The 15,525-nt window shown below is 66.1% G+C and carries 17 protein-coding genes; 9 read left to right on the forward strand and 8 right to left on the reverse strand.

Annotated elements, in window-relative coordinates; all coding sequences use genetic code 11:
* Positions 1 to 273: 273 nt before the first annotated feature.
* Genes ACZYZ7_RS01850 through bla form a run of 3 tightly spaced genes read left to right on the forward strand, consistent with a single transcriptional unit; the run spans position 274 to position 4,748 of the window.
* Positions 274 to 2,532, forward strand: coding sequence for a polyribonucleotide nucleotidyltransferase (locus ACZYZ7_RS01850; protein ID WP_463740082.1), 2,259 nt, complete (start codon positions 274 to 276; stop codon positions 2,530 to 2,532).
* Between the two features lie 29 nt (positions 2,533 to 2,561).
* On the forward strand, positions 2,562 to 3,851 hold the full coding sequence (locus ACZYZ7_RS01855) for a M16 family metallopeptidase (RefSeq protein ID WP_463740536.1): 1,290 nt from the start codon (positions 2,562 to 2,564) through the stop codon (positions 3,849 to 3,851).
* A gap of 18 nt (positions 3,852 to 3,869) precedes the next feature.
* Entirely contained in the window at positions 3,870 to 4,748 is an 879-nt protein-coding gene (gene bla / locus ACZYZ7_RS01860) for a class A beta-lactamase (RefSeq protein WP_463740083.1), read from the forward strand.
* On the opposite strand, the gene ACZYZ7_RS01865 is transcribed toward bla, so the two are convergent.
* Both ACZYZ7_RS01865 and ald read right to left on the reverse strand, forming a co-directional pair.
* Positions 4,740 to 5,210 carry an Hsp20/alpha crystallin family protein gene (locus tag ACZYZ7_RS01865; RefSeq protein WP_463740084.1) on the reverse strand — a complete coding sequence of 157 codons (471 nt, stop codon included), beginning with the start codon at positions 5,208 to 5,210 and terminating at the stop codon, positions 4,740 to 4,742. The two genes, bla and ACZYZ7_RS01865, sit on opposite strands and share 9 nt — an antisense overlap.
* A gap of 199 nt (positions 5,211 to 5,409) precedes the next feature.
* A complete protein-coding gene (ald, locus tag ACZYZ7_RS01870; protein ID WP_135453767.1) occupies positions 5,410 to 6,525 on the reverse strand; it encodes an alanine dehydrogenase in 1,116 nt (371 codons plus the stop codon).
* A 93-nt stretch (positions 6,526 to 6,618) separates the two neighbouring features.
* On the opposite strand from ald, the gene aldR reads away from it, so the two are divergent.
* Entirely contained in the window at positions 6,619 to 7,131 is a 513-nt protein-coding gene (gene aldR / locus ACZYZ7_RS01875; RefSeq protein WP_450068892.1) for an HTH-type transcriptional regulator AldR, read from the forward strand.
* A gap of 2 nt (positions 7,132 to 7,133) precedes the next feature.
* Here the strand turns inward: aldR and ACZYZ7_RS01880 are convergent, their stop codons facing one another.
* Both ACZYZ7_RS01880 and ACZYZ7_RS01885 read right to left on the reverse strand, forming a co-directional pair.
* A complete protein-coding gene (locus ACZYZ7_RS01880; RefSeq protein ID WP_450068893.1) occupies positions 7,134 to 7,895 on the reverse strand; it encodes an META domain-containing protein in 762 nt (253 codons plus the stop codon).
* Between the two features lie 69 nt (positions 7,896 to 7,964).
* Positions 7,965 to 9,014, reverse strand: a complete 1,050-nt coding sequence (locus ACZYZ7_RS01885) for a substrate-binding domain-containing protein (protein WP_450068894.1) — start codon at positions 9,012 to 9,014, stop codon at positions 7,965 to 7,967.
* Positions 9,015 to 9,110: 96 nt separating this feature from the next.
* On the opposite strand from ACZYZ7_RS01885, the gene ACZYZ7_RS01890 reads away from it, so the two are divergent.
* Complete coding sequence (locus ACZYZ7_RS01890) at positions 9,111 to 9,542, forward strand: MarR family winged helix-turn-helix transcriptional regulator (protein WP_450068895.1); 432 nt, start codon at positions 9,111 to 9,113, stop codon at positions 9,540 to 9,542.
* 21 nt (positions 9,543 to 9,563) lie between these two features.
* On the opposite strand, the gene ACZYZ7_RS01895 is transcribed toward ACZYZ7_RS01890, so the two are convergent.
* The gene (locus tag ACZYZ7_RS01895) at positions 9,564 to 10,196 is read right to left on the reverse strand and encodes an AmiS/UreI family transporter (RefSeq protein ID WP_450068896.1); all 633 of its coding nucleotides are present in this window, start codon (positions 10,194 to 10,196) and stop codon (positions 9,564 to 9,566) included.
* Between the two features lie 70 nt (positions 10,197 to 10,266).
* Positions 10,267 to 11,499: an acetamidase/formamidase family protein gene (locus ACZYZ7_RS01900; RefSeq protein ID WP_450068897.1), complete on the reverse strand. Its 1,233-nt coding sequence runs from the start codon at positions 11,497 to 11,499 to the stop codon at positions 10,267 to 10,269.
* A gap of 196 nt (positions 11,500 to 11,695) precedes the next feature.
* Here ACZYZ7_RS01900 and dapB point away from each other — a divergent pair, with 196 nt between their 5' ends.
* From dapB to ACZYZ7_RS01920, 4 genes are read left to right on the forward strand one after another with little or no spacing between them, the layout of a single operon-like run.
* The gene (dapB, locus tag ACZYZ7_RS01905) at positions 11,696 to 12,433 is read left to right on the forward strand and encodes a 4-hydroxy-tetrahydrodipicolinate reductase (RefSeq protein WP_463740085.1); all 738 of its coding nucleotides are present in this window, start codon (positions 11,696 to 11,698) and stop codon (positions 12,431 to 12,433) included.
* A complete protein-coding gene (locus tag ACZYZ7_RS01910; protein WP_135453774.1) occupies positions 12,430 to 12,900 on the forward strand; it encodes a hypothetical protein in 471 nt (156 codons plus the stop codon). The genes dapB and ACZYZ7_RS01910 overlap by 4 nt, the downstream gene beginning before the upstream one ends.
* Positions 12,897 to 13,352, forward strand: coding sequence for a flavodoxin family protein (locus tag ACZYZ7_RS01915; RefSeq protein WP_450068899.1), 456 nt, complete (start codon positions 12,897 to 12,899; stop codon positions 13,350 to 13,352). The genes ACZYZ7_RS01910 and ACZYZ7_RS01915 overlap by 4 nt, the downstream gene beginning before the upstream one ends.
* Positions 13,353 to 13,364: 12 nt before the next feature.
* Positions 13,365 to 13,829 carry a hypothetical protein gene (locus ACZYZ7_RS01920; RefSeq protein ID WP_135453776.1) on the forward strand — a complete coding sequence of 155 codons (465 nt, stop codon included), beginning with the start codon at positions 13,365 to 13,367 and terminating at the stop codon, positions 13,827 to 13,829.
* Between the two features lie 7 nt (positions 13,830 to 13,836).
* On the opposite strand, the gene ACZYZ7_RS01925 is transcribed toward ACZYZ7_RS01920, so the two are convergent.
* Both ACZYZ7_RS01925 and ACZYZ7_RS01930 read right to left on the reverse strand, forming a co-directional pair.
* Positions 13,837 to 14,754 carry an HpcH/HpaI aldolase/citrate lyase family protein gene (locus ACZYZ7_RS01925; protein ID WP_135453777.1) on the reverse strand — a complete coding sequence of 306 codons (918 nt, stop codon included), beginning with the start codon at positions 14,752 to 14,754 and terminating at the stop codon, positions 13,837 to 13,839.
* 21 nt (positions 14,755 to 14,775) lie between these two features.
* On the reverse strand, positions 14,776 to 15,525 hold the full coding sequence (locus ACZYZ7_RS01930; RefSeq protein WP_450068900.1) for a dienelactone hydrolase family protein: 750 nt from the start codon (positions 15,523 to 15,525) through the stop codon (positions 14,776 to 14,778).

A 15,525-nucleotide genomic window follows, 5' to 3' on the forward strand; every position in this document is an offset into this window, starting at 1 on the left:
TGGGCCGTTGCTGCCGTGTAACATGAGGGCGTTCAGTGGCTGGAATCTGCGCTGAACACCAGGTGCGGCACCCGCGATCCGCGGGCGTTGTTCCTGCGAGTCATATCGGGCCCGCCTGGTCGGGCGGTCTTCGGTAGTGGCTGCCGGAACCCCGTTGTCGGGGCCCATCCGGCCGCTTCGATCGACGGCCGTAGCCGTAACCAGGGCCCGTGGCGTATCGCCACCGTGACGCCGCGAAAACAGCTGAAAGAACGAAAGAGGCCAACGGACTCTATGTCTGTAGTTGAACTTGAAGACGGTGTGTTCGAATCCACCGCAACCCTCGACAACGGGAGCTTCGGCACCCGCACCATCCGTTTCGAGACCGGGCGGCTCGCGCAGCAGGCCGCCGGCTCCGTCGTCGCCTACCTCGACGACGAGACCATGCTGCTGAGCGCGACGACCGCCAGCAAGACGCCGAAGGACCACTTCGACTTCTTCCCCTTGACCATCGACGTCGAGGAGCGGATGTACGCCGCGGGCCGGATCCCCGGCTCGTTCTTCCGGCGTGAGGGCCGTCCCTCCACCGATGCGATCCTGACCTGTCGCCTGATCGACCGGCCGCTGCGCCCGTCGTTCGTCAGCGGTCTGCGGAACGAGATCCAGGTCGTGGTCACCGTCCTGAGCCTGGATCCCAAGGATCTGTACGACGTGCTGGCCATCAATGCCGCCTCGGCGTCGACGCAGATCTCCGGCCTGCCGTTCTCCGGGCCGGTCGGCGGCGTGCGCGTCGCCCTGATCGATGGCCAGTGGGTCGCCTTCCCGACCGTCGAGCAGCTGGAGAAGGCTGTCTTCGACATGGTCGTCGCGGGCCGCAAGGTGGGCGACGATGTCGCGATCATGATGGTCGAGGCCGAAGCCACCGAGAACGTGATCGAGTTGGTCGCCGGCGGCGCCCAGGCTCCCACCGAGGCCGTCGTCGCCGAGGGCCTTGAGGCGGCCAAGCCGTTCATCGCCACGCTGTGCGACGCTCAGGCAGCGCTGGCCGAGAAGGCCGCCAAGGAGATCGCCGATTACCCGCTGTTCCCGGACTACGCCGACGACGTCTACGACGCCGTGGCCGCGGTCGCCACCGACGCGCTGTCGGAGGCACTGACCATCGCGGGTAAGCACGAGCGCGACGACCGCACCAACGAGATCAAGGTCGAGGTGCTCGAGCGTCTGGGCGATACCTTCGCCGGTCGTGAGAAGGAAATCGGCGCGGCCTACCGCTCGCTGACCAAAAAGCTTGTGCGCCAGCGCATCCTGACCGACCACTTCCGTATCGACGGCCGCGGTGTGACCGACATCCGGGCGCTGTCGGCCGAGGTGGCCATCATCCCGCGGGCGCACGGCAGCGCGTTGTTCGAGCGCGGCGAGACCCAGATCATGGGTGTCACCACGCTGGACATGGTGAAGATGGCCCAGCAGATCGACTCGCTGGGGCCCGAGACCAGCAAGCGCTACATGCATCACTACAACTTCCCGCCGTTCTCGACCGGTGAGACCGGTCGCGTGGGTTCGCCCAAGCGCCGCGAGATCGGCCACGGTGCGCTGGCCGAGCGGGCCCTGGTTCCCGTGCTGCCCAGCGTCGAGGAGTTCCCGTACGCCATCCGTCAGGTGTCGGAGGCCCTGGGTTCAAACGGCTCGACCTCGATGGGTTCGGTGTGTGCCTCGACCCTGTCGCTGCTGAACGCCGGTGTGCCGCTCAAGGCGCCGGTGGCCGGCATTGCCATGGGCCTGGTCTCCGACCAGGTCGACGGTGAGACCCGCTACGTGACGCTGACCGACATCCTCGGCGCCGAGGATGCCTTCGGCGACATGGACTTCAAGTGCGCAGGCACCAAGGACTTCGTCACCGCCCTGCAGCTCGACACCAAGCTCGACGGCATTCCGTCCAAGGTGCTGGCCGGTGCGCTGGCGCAGGCCAAGGACGCGCGCCTGACGATCCTCGACGTGATGGCCGAGGCCATCGACACGCCCGACGAGATGAGCCCGTACGCACCGCGGATCACCACGATCAAGGTGCCGGTTGACAAGATCGGTGAGGTCATCGGGCCCAAGGGCAAGATGATCAACTCGATCACCGAGGAGACCGGCGCGTCGATCTCCATCGAGGACGACGGCACCGTGTTCGTCGGCGCCAGCAATGGCGAGGCGGCTCAGGCCGCGATCGACAAGATCAACGCCATCGCCAACCCGCAGCTGCCCAAGATCGGTGAGCGGTTCCTCGGAACCGTGGTCAAGACCACCGACTTCGGCGCGTTCGTGTCGCTGCTGCCGGGTCGTGACGGCCTGGTCCACATCTCCAAGCTGGGCCGGGGCAAGCGCATTGCCAAGGTCGAGGATGTGGTGAAGGTCGGCGACAAGCTGCGCGTCGAGATCGCCGATATCGACAACCGGGGCAAGATCTCGCTGGTGCTCGTCGACGAAGAGGGCGCGGAGAAGTCCGAGGCAGTTGCCGACGGTGCTCCGGCTCCGGCCGACGCCGCTGCCGCTGCTGCCGAGTCCTGATCACCTCAGCTCGAACCAAGGCGTCTGCACTGAACACCACACATGTCCGCCGGACAGATCTGCCCGGCGGACTCCGGGTGGTCACTGAGTACATCCCGTCGGTGCGTTCCGCATCCGTCGGAGTCTGGGTGGGTGTCGGCTCCCGCGACGAAGGACGAAGCGTCGCGGGTGCCGCCCACTTCCTGGAGCACCTGCTGTTCAAGGCCACCCCGACGCGCAGCGCGGTCGAGATAGCTCAGGCTGTCGATGCCGTCGGTGGTGAGCTGAACGCGTTCACCACGCGTGAGCACACCTGCTACTACGCCCACGTGCTCGATTCCGACCTGGAACTCGCGGTCGATCTGGTGGCCGACGTCGTGTTGCGGGGTCGGTGTGCCACCGAGGATGTCGAGGTGGAACGCGACGTCGTCCTCGAAGAGATCGCCATGCGCGACGATGATCCCGAGGACAGTCTCGGTGACGTCTTCCTGTCGGCGATGTTCGGTGATCACCCGGTCGGACGTCCGGTGATCGGCAGCGTCGAGTCGATCGAGACGATGACACGCGCGCAGTTGCATTCGTTCCACGTCCGTCGATACACGCCCGAACGGATGATCGTGGCGGTGGCGGGCAACATCGACCACGACGTCGTATTGTCGCTGGTGCGGGAGCATTTCGGTCCGCGGCTGGAAGCCGGGCGCACCGCGGTTGCACCGCGTAAGGGCGCTGGACGGGTCGGCGGCAAGCCGTCATTGCTCGTGGTCGACCGCGACGGAGAGCAGACCCACGTGTCGCTGGGCGTTCGCACGCCCGGCCGGCACTGGGAGCACCGCTGGGCGCTGTCGGTGCTCAACACCGCGCTCGGCGGTGGTCTGAGTTCCCGTCTGTTCCAACAGATCCGGGAATCCCGCGGCCTGGCCTACTCGGTGTACTCGACGGTGGACACCTTCGCCGACAGCGGGGCGCTCTCGGTGTATGCGGGATGTCAGCCGGAACGGTTCGACGAAGTGGTCCGGGTGACCACCGATGTTCTGGAAGGCGTTGCCCGAGACGGGATCACCGCCGACGAATGCCGCATCGCCAAGGGCTCGTTGCGTGGCGGGCTGGTGCTCGGGCTGGAGGATTCCGGATCGCGCATGCACCGGATCGGGCGCAGCGAGCTCAATTACGGTGAACACCGGACCATCGATCACACGTTGGCCCAGATCGATGCGGTTACTCTCGAAGAGGTCAACGCGGTGGCCCACCAGTTGCTGTCTCGCGAATACGGTGCCGCGGTACTCGGCCCACATCGGTCCAAAAAGACTCTGCCGCAACAACTTCAAGCTATCGCCGGCTGACCCGCTACGCTGGGTCCGATGACGGGACTCTCGCGACGCAATGTTCTGATCGGTTCGCTCGTGGCGGCGGCTGCCGTCGGTGTGGGTAACGCCGCACCGGCTTTCGCCGCCCCGGTCGATGACCAGATCGCGGAACTGGAACGTCGTGACAACCTCCTGATCGGCTTGTATGCGGCCAATCTGGCTTCCGGGCGGACGCTCACCCACCGGCCCGACGAGATGTTCGCGATCTGCTCGACCTTCAAAGGCTATGCCGCCGGGCGCGTGCTGCAGATGGTCGGCCGCCGCCAGATTTCGCTGGACAACCGGGTGTTCATCGACCCGGAGGCGATCGTGCCGAACTCTCCGGTCACGGAGACCCATGCCGGTGCCGAGATGACGCTGGCGGAGTTGTGTCAGGCGGCGCTGCAGCGCAGTGACAACACCGCGGGCAACCTGATGCTGAAAACGATTGACGGGCCTGCGGGTATCACCGCATTCGCCCGCAGCGTCGGAGACGAGCGCACCCGCTTGGATCGCTGGGAGGTCGAGTTGAACTCGGCGATACCGGGGGACCCGAGGGATACCTCCACCCCGGCTGCGCTGGCCGTCGGGTACCGGGCGATGTTGGCCGGTGACGCGCTGAACCCGCCGCAGCGCCGCCAGTTGGAGGACTGGATGCGGGCCAATCAGACATCGAGCATGCGCGCCGGACTCCCGGACGGCTGGACCACTGCCGACAAGACCGGCAGCGGGGATTACGGCAGCACCAACGATGTCGGGATCGCCTACGGGCCCGACGGGCAACGGTTGTTGTTGGCCGTGATGACGCGGTCACAGGCCGACGACCCGAAGGCCGACAACCTGCGCCCGCTCATCGGTGAGCTGACGGCTCTCGTGCTGCCGTCGTTACTCTGAGTGCTCGGCGGATCCGATTGCGGCCGAGCCGTTCTCGGCGCCCTGGATGGCGATCTGCCGGGCTCCCGCGGGGTTCTGCGACAACGGCACACGCACGGTAAGGATGCCGCGCTCATAGGCGGCCGTGATGTTCTCCTCATCGGCCTCCGCGGGCAGCGTCACGGTGCGCAGGAACGAGCCGTAGGAGAACTCCGACCGCGCCGTGGTGTCGGCTCGCTCCGAACGCTCGGCCTTCACCGTCAGCTGGCCGTCGGCCACGGTGATCTGAACATCGCTCGCGGGATCGATACCGGGGATCTCGGCCCGCAGTTCGTAGTGGTCTTCGGTGACCTCGTCCTCGATGCGCATGAGGTTGCGCTCGAAGATGGGGCGCAGGCTGGCGAACGGTGTGATCCCGGCGAAGAATTCCGAGAGCTCGGGCAGCAACGGGCGGGGCTGGTGCGCGACGGGCAGGTTGACCATGGGTGACTCCTCAGTCCTGGAATGTAGATCGGAGGAAAAGGCCTTGTGAGGCTTGCCCTTTCGATCCAAGCACCGGCGTGGAGCCACGGGTCGAATGTGCGGTGAACAGCGTGCATACGGGCGGCTGCCAGGCATCGCCGGTACCGGAATGCACGTCGCCCGGCCGGAGCGAACTCCAGCCGAGCGGCGGTGCGTGAGATCAGGCCAGGACAGTGGCCGGATCGGTGAACGGCATGTCGAGGTCGATGGCCACCTGCTCGGACAGCAGCGCGCCCTCATGCGTGGAGAGGCCCTTGGCGAGTGCCTGGTCGGCCTCGCAGGCGGCCTTCCAGCCCTTGTCGGCCAACTTCAGCACGTACGGCATGGTGGCGTTGGTCAGCGCGAACGTCGACGTGCGCGGCACCGAGCCGGGCATGTTGGCCACGCAGTAGAACACCGTGTCGTGAACGGCGAACGTCGGATCGTCGTGGGTGGTGGGACGCGAATCCTCGAAGCAGCCACCCTGGTCGATGGCGATGTCGACCAGTACCGCGCCCGGCTTCATGTGGGACACCGTCGAATTGGTGACCAACTTGGGGGCCTTGGCCCCGGGGATCAGCACCGCACCGATCACGAGGTCGGCCTTCTTGACGGCCTCCTCAAGTTCCAGGGACGACGAGTAACGGGTCTCGATGCTGCTACCCGACTCGTTGTCGATCTTGCGCAGCGTGTTGATGTTCAGATCGAACACCGTGACGTGGGCGCCCATGCCCTTGGCGATACGGGCGGCGTTGTAGCCGGCGACGCCACCGCCGATGACGACGACCTCGGCAGGCGCGACGCCGGGGACGCCTCCCATCAGCACGCCACGGCCGCCCTGTGTGCGCATCAGGTGGTAGGAGCCGACCTGTGCGGACAGGCGGCCGGCGACCTCGCTCATCGGGGCGAGCAGCGGCAGCGCCCCGTCGGCGGTTTGAACCGTCTCATATGCGATCGAGGTGGTACCCGAGGCCAGCAGTGCGTCGGTGCATTCCTTGGATGCCGCCAGGTGCAGATAGGTGAACAGCGTCTGGCCCTTGCGCATGCGCGAATACTCGGCCGCGATGGGTTCCTTGACCTTGAGGAGCAGTTCGGCCTCGGCCCAGACCTGGTCGGCCGTGGCCACGATCTCGGCACCGGCGGCCTTGAAGTCGTTGTCGGTGATGGCTGAGCCTTCGCCGGCGTCGGCCTGAATGATCACGTCGTGACCGCGTCGGGTCAGCTCCGCCACGCCCGCCGGGGTGATCGCCACTCGGTACTCGTTGTTCTTGATCTCGGTCGGGATGCCGACGAGCATGGTCGCTCCTTCAAGGTTGGGTGCTGACAATAATTGTGAAGAACCTTCGGTAAGTGAGCAATATCTCCGATGAAGATTCGTTAGAGTCGCTTGGTGTCTGAAGAATCGTCAAACATGCCGGGCCGCACGGCCCGTTCGCCGAAGGATGTTCGGGCTGAACTCGACGAGGTGGACCGCCGAATTCTGCTCGCGTTACATGCCGATGCCCGGATGTCGAACAGCGCGCTGGCCGACGCGGTCGGGGTCGCCGCGTCGACCTGTCACGGTCGGGTGCGCAGGCTCCAGGAGATCGGGGTGATCCGGGGCTTCTATACCGACATCGATCCGGCTGCGGTGGGGCTCAGCCTGCAGGCGATGATCTCGGTGAGTCTGCAGTCGAACGCGCGGGGCAAGATCCGAAACTTCATCGCCCATATCCGCCAACTGCCGCAGGTGATGGACGTGTACTTCCTGGCCGGGGGAGACGACTTCATCCTGCACGTGGCCGCGCGTGACACCGAGGATCTGCGGGCGTTCGTGGTGGAGCACCTCAATGCCGACGCCGACGTCGCGGGCACGCAGACCTCGCTGATCTTCGAGCACCTGCGCGGGGCGTCACCGCTCTGACATCACTGCGCCCGCAGTACCAATCCGTTGCCGTCGGTGCCTGAGAGCTTCAATTCGTCGGCGTCGATGGAGGTCTGGACCGTGCCCTTGAGCACTCGCAGCACGGCCTGCTCAACTTCGGCGACCTCCGGTGGGCAGGCCATTCTGGTGGTGGCCAACGGGCCGAAGTCGATGACGGCCGGTGACCCGGAAACGGTTGCGTGGCCGGTGATCCGGTTGCAGCCGGTCGAGCCGCTGACCGCGCCGTCATCCCCGATGGTCAACGTGGGCTTGGACTGCTCGAGCGCGACCGAGGTGGTGACCGCCTGGGCGGACACCAGACTGGTGACCTGCCAGGTCGTGCCGGTCAGCGGGCGATCCGGATCGGCCACTTTCTTGTCCCGCAACGTGACGGTCGCGGCGTCGGTGCGCAACGTGAGGGAATCGCCGGACAGCGCCCAGGTTGGCTTGGCGTCGAAGAACTTTGATACCCAGGCATCTGAATCGCCGACCGGCGGCGGGCAGGCCATCATCGTCATGGCCAGTTGGGTGGTGATCCGGCCCTCGGCCAGATCGGCGGTGCCCGAGCCGTGGTTACAGCCGGCGTATGTGCTGATCTGATTCCCGTCGAAACCGACCGTCAACGGCCCGCCGCCGGGGATCTGGTCACCTTCGACCCGCTCCGACACGAATGTGCGGCCGTCGAGCGTGGTGTCATCGGCGGCCGCGTTGTTGGAACAGCCCGCCATGGCAAGGACGGCGAGGGCGATGGGAAAGAGGCGCATACGCCTACGCTAGGTGAATTCGTCTCGATATCCGGGGGATCCCCCGACCAACCCAGGGCGGCTCGGCTCTCACAGCGTGGCAACCACGTCGAACTCGTACCCGTCCGCGACGGCGATGTGCACGTCTTGATGCATCAGCCCACCGCTGGCGTGGACGAAACCGCGTGGACCGTCGTAGCTCACCGAGCCGCGATGTAGCGCCATCTCGTCTACGTCGGTCGACGCGGCCGCGGTCGCCAGGGCGCCGAGTGTGGCGACACCCTCGTAACAGGATTCAGCGGCGTTGTTCAGCGGTGGCGCGCTCGGCCCGAATCTGTGCACATAGTCGGACATGAAGTCCTGTGCGCTCGCCGAGACCAGATTCTGAAAGTAGCTCGCAGCCACGTACAGGTTCTCGGTGGCATCCGCGCCGCTGGCCAGCAGCATGTTCTCCTCCATCAGCGGGCTGAACCGGAGGATGCGGTGATGCAGGCCCTGTTCGCTGAAGGCTCGGTTGAACGCCACGGCATCGCGGCCCACCAGCAGCATGATGATGCCCTCGGCGCCACTGTGCTCGATGCGCGGTAGGACACGGGAATAGTCGGTGGTGCCGTAGTTGACGTAGACCTCCTCCACGATCTGCAGATCGAGTTGGTGGCAGTACTCCCGAATCGCCGGCACGGTGCGCCGCGGCCACACGTAGTTCGCACCGACCACCGCCCACCGCTGGACGCCGATGTTCTCCTGCAGCCACCGCAGCGCGGGTGCGATCTGCAACGCGGGGGTTTCGCCTGAACAGATGACACCGGGGCGGGACTCGCCACCCTCGTAGAGGGACGTGTACACGTAGGGGATCCGGTGGGTCAGCACCGGTGCGAGTTGTTCACGGACCGTCGAGATGTGCCAGCCGGTCACCGCGTGGATCTGGTCGCGGGCCATCAATTGCGTGATCTCGTTCTGCAGTTCGGGGCCGGGGAGGCTGGCGTCGATCACCTCGATCTCGACTTCGCGGGCGAGGATGCCGCCGTTGTCGTTGAGCGTGGCGGCGGCGAGCTTCGCCACGGCCTCGCATGACGGGCCGTACATCCCGCCCGGGCCTCGCAGTGGAATGACAAGTCCGATGCGGTAATTCCGCGACATCGCCATGCCTCCTTGCGCCCATCGCATGGGCACAGCAGCGTAATATTCATCTGGAAGTATTGCGTTTGGAACGAAGTCCAGCAAGGGGGTCAAACTGTGCGGACCGATCGGGACGAGGTCTTCCCGTTGCTGGAAACGCTCGCCATCGACCGGGCCGCCGCGCTTGTGCGTGCCGCCGTGCGCAGCGGCCTTGCCGGTTCGGGACTCACGCTGGACCAATGGCGGGTGATCGACCATCTGGCATCGGTGCAGGAAGCCACCATGAGTTCGGTCTCCACCGTCACCCTCATACCCGGGCCGAGCCTCACTCGCACGGTGGACCGGCTCGTCGACGCCGCACTGGTCTACCGGACGCTGGATTCCTACGATCGGCGGCGCATGATGGTCCGCCTGAGTGAGCGTGGCGTCGACCGGCATCGTGAACTGGCTCCGGCGGTGTCGGCTGCACTCGAGCAGGCGTGTTCCCCGCTGACCGGGGCGGAATTGGGTGAATTGGGAACGCTTCTGGCGAAGCTTGCCGGCGACTGAGACCGGTCGAAGTCGGCGCGATCAGCTGTTGGTCCGCAGAGCCCTCGACGTCGAGACCGGTACGGCGGTCGTCGTGGTGCGGGTGATCAGCCACAGCGTGACCAACACGGCGCACCCCAGAACAGCCGCGATCACTGCTCCGGTGGCGGAGTCGGTCCACACCCCGGCGAGGCCCAGGCCGGCGGGAACGGCTGCGGTCAGAACGCCCTCGGCAACCGCCAGTGCTCCGGTGAACCGGGTGAGTTGGGCGCGTCCGAGTCCGAGGACCAGGAAAAACAGCAGCCACAGCGTTGCCCAGGCCAGCCAGATCACGACGAAGATCCGGCCGCCGGCACTCCAGGTGTGGGCCGCGTACCCGACAGCGGCCACTGCCACGAAGAGGGAGAACCAACCCAACCCTTCGGGTGGCCAGCCGGTGATGCCATTGATGCCGACCCACAGGTAGGTGAATCCGAACAGATAGAGACCGGCGGCGCCGGCGATAGTCGCCGCATCCCCGTCCGCGGTCACGAGCAGCACGGTCGGGATCACCACTTGCATGGCGCCGACGAAGAGGTTCAGTGGTGCGGCCGACCGGGGGGAGATGCGCCCGAGAAGCATGATGCCGTTCACGATCAGGACGGCGCCGACGTAGAACAGCCCGACGTTGCTCATCTGTGTCCGCTTTCTGTTGGATGCGCTTGCGGCGCCGGGCTTTTCAGGGCCCGGCGCCGCGTCCGACGGATTACTTGGGAAGGATGTCCTTGTCGAAGATGTCGAGCGGAACCTTCAGTGTCACAGCCGCGTTCGGGATGTCGACGATGCCGCCGACGTGCATCTCACACGGCGCCACGCTGATGATCGTGTAGGCCTGCTCGGGCGTGTAGCCGAACTTGCCCAGATACTCGATTGCCTGCTCGACCGCATCGACCGCGGCCATCGTGGCGTCGATGTACTTCTGCTCCTTGCCGCGGGCGGACAGTCCGGTGAACGACAGATACCGGGTACCCAGGTTCGGGTCGACCGGTGACGGTCGCAGCATCGGTGTGCGGACGCCGTACTTGGCCATGCCGTCTTTGATCAGGTTGAACCGGAACCATCCGACGCCGTCCATTTCGATGGCGTTCCAGGTGATTTCGCCGTCGCCCTCGGAGAAGTGGAAGTCGCCGGTGGAGAACAAGGCACCCTCGACGAACACCGGGAAGTACACCCGCGAACCGCGGGAGAGGTTCTTGATGTCGAGGTTGCCGCCATTCTCCCTTGGCGGGACCGTCCGGGCCGCGGTCGCGGCGACACGCTCCCACTCCTTGCCCTCCAGCGTGCGCAGCACCGCGGTCGACATGGCGTCCGCACGCGGCGCCGCGAGGCCCTCGGCGATGAGCGGATCCTCCCGCTCGTTCCAGATCGCGAGCAGTTCGTGTGAGGGGGCGACGCCGATGACTCCGGGATGGCTGATCGCGGGGATCTCCACGCCGGGGATCTGGCGGCTGGTGGCGAACAGGCCGTGCAAGTCCCAGACCGTCTTGAAGCCGTCAGGGAACCAACTGGCCAGCGGTCCGCCCATCCCGGGCAGGATGTTCGAGTAGCCGATGCCTGACAGCGGGAGCACGTCGAGCACATCGACCACCAGCAGATCGCCCGGTTGTGCGCCGTCGACATATACCGGACCGGTGATCGGGTGGGTGCGGGTGAGATCGAAGTCGCGGACGTCCTGGTCGTCATCGACGTCTTGCAACTGGTAATCGTCGTAGCCGCCGGCCTCGAGGATTACCTCGTCGCCCGGTCCGAGATGGTGCAGTGGCGGGATATCGGGGTGCCAGCGGTTGTGACCGAGCTCCTTCTGCTCTGCGAGCGGAACTCCCACCTCGCAGCTGAACCTCGGGACACCGAGGTCGCGGTTGGGGAAACGGGATACTCCCGACCGGGTGAAGTCCACATCTGCGGCGTCTGGACGGACGAGTGAAACGTCGCTTGACATCGGGTGACCTCCAAGAAAGTGGATAGGCGAGTGGTGCGGCTCACAATTTACTTCCAAAATGAACTATGTCAAGTGGAAGTAAAATGGTGATGTCATTTGGTCGCCGGGATGGCGCTGATGGACCCGCCACCGCGGGCGGCTCCCATGTCGGACCGGTCCGAACCTGTGGGCAACCCCGGGCAGTAGGCTCGCAACCATGCGAGTTGGCGTTCTCGGGGCTAAGGGCAAAGTCGGCGCGACCATGGTGCACGCGGTCGAATCTGCGGAGGATCTGACGTTCTCCACCGGCGTGGATGCGGGTGATCCACTGAGCTTGCTCACCGACACGAAGACCGACGTGGTCATCGACTTCACCCATCCCGATGTGGTGATGGACAATCTGAAGTTCCTCATCGACAACGGGATTCACGCCGTCGTCGGGACCACCGGATTCACCTGGGATCGCATTGAACAGGTGGAAGCCTGGCTCAAGGAAAAGCCGGAGGTCGCGGTGCTCATCGCGCCGAACTTCGCGATCGGTGCGGTGCTGTCCATGCACTTCGCCCAGCGGGCGGCGCGGTACTTCGAATCGGTCGAGATCATCGAACTGCACCATCCGCACAAGGCCGACGCACCGTCGGGCACGGCCGCGCGCACCGCGAAGCTCATCGCCGAGGCGCGAAAAGGCATGCCGCCCAACCCGGATGCCACCAGCACCGGTCTCGACGGCGCCCGAGGTGCCGACGTGGACGGCGTACCGGTGCACTCGGTGCGGTTGGCCGGGCTGGTCGCCCATCAGGAGGTGCTGTTCGGCACCCAGGGGGAGACGCTGACGATCCGCCACGACAGCCTGGACCGATCCTCGTTCGTGCCGGGGGTGCTGCTGGCTGTGCGCAAGGTCAGCGAGCGGCCGGGCTTGACCATCGGCATTGAACCGCTGCTCGATCTGTCGTGAGTGACGGCGCGCGGTCGCTGCGCATCCAACTGGTGATCGGCTTCATGTGCCTGGCGCTGATCGCCTACTTCTTGATGCTCGGACGCACCGCGTTCATCTTCATCACCTCGGGCGAGCCGGCCGCGATCGGACTGGGCCTGGCACTGCTGGCGTTCCCGCTGATCGGTGTCTGGGTGCTGGTCACCACGCTGCGTGCCGGGCTGGCGCACCAACGGTTGGCCCGTCTCGCGCGCGAGCAGGGCATGGAACTCGACGTCAGCGAGCTGCCGACGCGGCCGTCGGGGCGTATCGAGCGCGACGCGGCCGATGAACTCTTCACGACGGTCAAGGCCGAACTGGAAGCCGACCCGGACAATTGGGTTCGCTGGTACCGGCTGGCCCGCGCCTACGACTTCGCCGGCGACCGGGGCCGCGCGCGCGAGACCATGCGCACGGCGGTGCGGATGCAGGAACAGCAGCCGTCATGACCAAGACGCTGCTCGTGGTGCATCACACGCCGTCGCCGACGACGCGGGAGCTCCTCGAGGCAGTGCTGGCCGGGGCGCACGATCCGGACATCTCCGGCGTGACGGTCGAACTGAAGCCGGCGTTAGCTGCGACCGTCACGGACATGTTGGCCGCCGACGGCTATTTGTTCGGCACCACAGCCAATTTCGGCTACATGAGCGGTGCCCTCAAGCACTTCTTCGATACCGTGTACTACCCGAGCCTCGATCACGTGGCCGGGCGTCCGTACGGGCTGTGGGTGCACGGCAACAACGACACGGTCGGCGCGGCGAACGCGGTCGACAAGATCGTGACGGGGCTGGCGTTGGTCAAAGCGGCTGATGTGCTTGAAGTCACGGGTGCGCTCGACGCCGGTGTCCGGGAACGGGCCTACGAGCTGGGCGGCACCTTGGCCGCAACGCTGATGGAGTGAGGGAGGGACGTAATGCCAGGATTCGCTGATCTCGCGCTGGGGGCGGCACCCATCGCCGGTGGTGCGTTATTGGGTGTAGCGGCGGGCAATCTCAAGCCGCCGGATGTCCGCGGCATGATCAGCAAAGATCTCGACCTGCTGGCCCGGATTCCGGAAGATCAGGTCGACCGGCGGGCCCGGATGCAGGCGAGCATCGACCGGCGCATCGACGAACTCATCGAGGCCGGTGACCGCTCCCGCGAAATTCGTCGGGCCGCGATGTCCTATCGCGGCAACTGGCGCGACATCGTGGTTTTCATCTGCGCGCTGCTGTTCACCTTCATCTGGTGGAATGTCAGCCACAGCCGGACCAACTGGACACTGACATTCGTCGTGATGATCGTCGTTTCAGTGGCGGCAGGCATCTACGCGGGCCGCGGTGTGGCCCGCGGGATCAACACCTTCATGCACCGCAACGACGCCAAACCGCCGGCCTGAACCAAGCTCAGTAGTGATACGTGTCGGACGGGGCCGGCACGTGATCCGGGTCGTCGCTGTACTCGGGTTCGTGGATGCCGTACGCCCGCGCCAGATCGAGGATCTTGTTGGCCCGAGCGATGCGGGGCAGGTCTGACCCGTTGCGGATCTCGCCACCGTCCCGCTGGAATTCGGCGAAAAACTCCTTGGCCCAACTGATCTCATCCTGGGAGGGGGCCAGGCCCTCGTTGACGGTCGGGCACTGATCGGGCGTCAGGCAGATCTTTCCGGTCATGCCGAACTCGGCCGACACCGCGGTGGCCTCCGACAGTCGCAGCGCACTGGACCCGACGGTGGGGCCGTCAATGGCGCCGGGGAGTCCGGCGGCCTTGGCGGCGATGGTGAACCGCGACCGTGCATATGCCAGGGTTGCCGGGCTGTCGCCAAAACCGGTGTCGCGGCGGAAGTCGCCGATGCCGAACGCGAGCCGGAATGCTCCCTTGGCCGAGGCGATCTCGGTGATCCGCTCGAGTCCGCGGGCCGTCTCCACCAGGGCGACGATCGGCACATCGGGCAACCGCCGGGCCGTCTCGGTGACATGGTCCACCGATTCGACCATCGCCAGCATGACGCCGCCCACCGATGTGCCGGTCAACATGTCCAGGTCATCGGCCCACCACGGGGTGCCGAAGCCGTTGATCCGGACCCAGTCACTGTTGCCGTCGGCCAGCCACCGGGTCACCTTCTCGCGAGCGGCCACCTTGTCCTTGGGGGCGACCGCATCCTCGATGTCGAGTACCACGATGTCGGCGCGGGAGCGGGCCGCGGGGGCGAACCGCTCATACTGTGCGCCGTTTACCAGCAACCAGCTCCGGGCCAGTACCGGGTCGATCCGGAATCCGGGCTCGGTGGGATGGGACTCGTCGGAGAAGGGCTGGTCATACACGCGTCAATCGTCGCCTACTGCCTATGCCGGGGCGAACGCGGCCCCGAACACCCGCTCGGTGTTCTCCCAGTGCCGCTTTGCCGCCGCCTCGTCGTAGACCGCCGCATGATCAGGCACCGCGAACCCGTGCGCTGCGGGATAGAACTCGATGGTGTGGTCGACGGCGGCGCCGGACAGCGCGTCCTCCAACCTCTTGGCGTCGTCCTCGGTGAAGGAGGCATCGTTCTCGGCGGCGGCTATGTAGACCGTCGCCTGGATCTTGTCGGCCAGCAGGTGAGGACTGTCGGGATCGTCTTCGACCGCCAGCCTGCCGCCGTGGAAGGACAGCGCGGCCGCGACCCGCTTCGGCACCCGGGTGGCGACGATGAGGGACGCCCGCCCGCCCATGCAGTAGCCGGTGGTGCCGAACTTCTCGCCGGAGACATCGGGCCGGGCGGCGAGGTAGTCGAAGAACGCTTCGGCGTCGGCGGCAAAGATCTCCGGGGTGAGGGTGCCCATCAGCTCGAAGAGCTGCTTGCGCTGCTCCTGGTCGGCAAACACGGTGTTGAGGTCGAAGGGACCCCAGCCGGGGGTGCGGTAATACACGTCGGGCACCAGCACGACGTAACCGAATCCGGCCAGCTTGGCCGCCATATCTTCCATCGTGGGACGCAGGCCGCCGGCGTCGGGAAACATCACGACCCCGGGCCAGGGGCCATCCCCCTCCGGCGTGGCGACGGTGACGCGGCAGGTGCCATCGGCAGTGGTGATCGTGTCTGTGGTGGTCGGCAT

This window comes from Mycobacterium sp. IDUB_17 (assembly GCF_055419465.1).